The sequence below is a fragment of the Pseudescherichia vulneris genome, assembly GCF_902164725.1.
Classification (GTDB): domain Bacteria; phylum Pseudomonadota; class Gammaproteobacteria; order Enterobacterales; family Enterobacteriaceae; genus Pseudescherichia; species Pseudescherichia vulneris.
Genome location: NZ_LR607338.1, coordinates 110,030 through 112,142 on the forward strand (window position 1 = coordinate 110,030; position 2,113 = coordinate 112,142).

The 2,113-nt window shown below is 57.2% G+C and carries 4 protein-coding genes; all 4 read right to left on the reverse strand.

The window, feature by feature from the left end:
• A partial coding sequence (locus tag FN633_RS00520; RefSeq protein ID WP_154058771.1) for a tail assembly protein occupies nucleotides 1–268 on the reverse strand: 268 nt, incomplete at its 3' end.
• Complete coding sequence (locus FN633_RS00525; protein ID WP_154056379.1) at nucleotides 256–987, reverse strand: C40 family peptidase; 732 nt, start codon at nucleotides 985–987, stop codon at nucleotides 256–258. The genes FN633_RS00525 and FN633_RS00520, both read right to left, overlap by 13 nt.
• Before the next feature lie 9 nt (nucleotides 988–996).
• Nucleotides 997–1,767, reverse strand: coding sequence for a phage minor tail protein L (locus FN633_RS00530; protein WP_208673889.1), 771 nt, complete (start codon nucleotides 1,765–1,767; stop codon nucleotides 997–999).
• On the reverse strand, nucleotides 1,767–2,113 hold a 347-nt coding region (locus tag FN633_RS00535), incomplete at its 5' end, for a phage tail protein (protein WP_154058772.1). The genes FN633_RS00530 and FN633_RS00535, both read right to left, overlap by 1 nt.

Below are 2,113 nucleotides of genomic sequence, written 5' to 3' on the forward strand. Positions count from 1 at the left end.
TTTTAGCGCCCTCCATCACCGGCGCAATGCGGATATCGTTATTGCCACCAAGGTTTTGGTAGTCCTCTACCCCAATGTTGCGTTTACCCCGAAACACGGCGAAGACCATGCCATTTTTCTTCGCGTTCATAAGATAGCTTTCGAATCCATCAAAGTTGACGCACAGGGCTTTCACTGCCTCGGCTGAGGTCTGGACCGCCAGACGGTGAACACGGCCAAACCGCGCGCCGAGAGCGCCATACAGGCGAATAGTGGTTAAACGCGCCATGGTTTGATTTCCTTCGGTAAGTTTTTATGGCGGACGCATATCATTGTCCGCTCTTTGAAATAGCCGCGCGTGTAAGGCGTGGTGCATGATGGGTGTCCGTAAAGGTGATGGAGCAACTCACCGTCCTCAGTAATGATCCCGGCATGATTCCACTTATCAGCCTGCACCTGCATGATGACCATGCAGCCAGGCACCGGGTCACACTCAACGAACCCCTCTTTCTCCCAGTTGTCGAAATAGAGGCTGTCCGGGTACTGGCTTTCCCACCAGGGGTAATCGACGCGGAAATCATTAAGCGTAACGCCCTGGGTGGCGTGCCAGTCCATTATCAGACCCCAGCAGTCGTCAGAACCGAGAATGAATGGGCGATCTAGTAATGGTGCAACTGCCGGTGTAATTTCCGCGTATTCGTCGCAGTCGGGCGCATAGATGCCCCAGACCACGCCAGAGTTGTTGCACTGCTGGCGATCAAGGTCTGAGGGTATAGGCCGGGCACCATCGCCCGGGTGCGAATGAATGACGCGGATAATCGTGCCGGTATCTTCGGCATTCGCCCAGTGCTCACCATCGATGCGGAAATGCTCTGTCGGGTTTTCGTGGCTGTTCGGTACCGGGACGTAGCGCTGGCGGCGGCCCGCCTGGATAACGAAGCCACAGCACTCGCGCGGCGACTCCTCCAGCGCATGCGCCCGGATTGCTGCCATTATCGTTCTGTTCATGGGGAAACCTTATCGGGAAATCAGAACCGTGCTGGGGTAGCCACCGAAATCGAGGATGGCGGTATTGGGTTCAGCCAGGCCAGCACCAAACCGCTTACGGCAGTCGCTCAGGCAGCCGCCGCACGCGTCCAGCGCCGGGTCTGCAACTGGATTGCCTTTGGCATCGAAATACGCCGTGCCGTTGTAGGTACAGCCATCGCCGCTGCGATACTGGCCGCGCATCGCCCACTCGCACAGCGAGGTGATCTGCCGGGTGGGTATTACCAGCCCCTGCAGGTCCGCCGGGCTGCTCATGGCCCATGCCACTGTTTCGTCATGCTCAGCGGTTTTGGTATCAAGCCAGAAGGTCTGCAGAGAGAACATTGTCGGGTCAGCGGTCGGGTTAACACCCCCCGGAAAGTTCACGGCATCGAGATAGACGGCATAGGTGTCGATAATGCTCACCTTCGCGTTAACCATATCCCGGAACTGCAGACACAGCGCTGTGATGTGGCCGTCTAGGTTCGACACGCTGAGATCAGGCTCTGCCGCCTGGTCTGTTGAAAGCTCAAGGCCTGACATCTGGAAGGGCCAGAACTCATAGGCCTCTCCGTCCCAGATAATGGGCTTGGGCCCGAGCTTATCTTCGTCTCCGTTCGCCGCGTCAATTTCCTCTGGCGTGTGCGGGAACGGGCTGTAGTGGAAACGGTGGATCCCGCCACTAAATTCTGACGCATCCACCTTGATTAAGCGCACCCTGCCACCGGGTGCCAGTTTTGCCGCCTGATCGACCAGAGCCATTATGCGAAAACTCCATATGCACGTCTGATAGTGAACGTCAGCTCCGCAACGTTGCTGCTGATGAGGTTCTTACGCACTGAGTTAGCCACGACGCGATAAAGGCCCTTCTCCTCTCCCGGGGGGGTGATAATGAATGCCTTGACCGTGTGGGCCAGCAGGAAGGCGCGGATCTCGTTAGCCTCAGTATCCTGGCCGACATATTTCATCGGGACCTGTATAGCTGTGGAGTTAATACCGTTATCAGCAACCTGCTCATAACCGTCGCCAAACTGGGCGGAGCGGATCGCCTGGGCATACTCAACGGCCCCGCCGCCCAGCTGCACAGGCCACTTGTAAGTTTCAACTG

Coding starts and splice junctions, on each gene's coding strand:
- FN633_RS00525 (WP_154056379.1), bottom strand. CDS start 987: ATGAACAGAACGATAATGGCAGCAATCCGGGCGCATGCGCTGGAGGAG.
- FN633_RS00530 (WP_208673889.1), bottom strand. CDS start 1,767: ATGGCTCTGGTCGATCAGGCGGCAAAACTGGCACCCGGTGGCAGGGTG.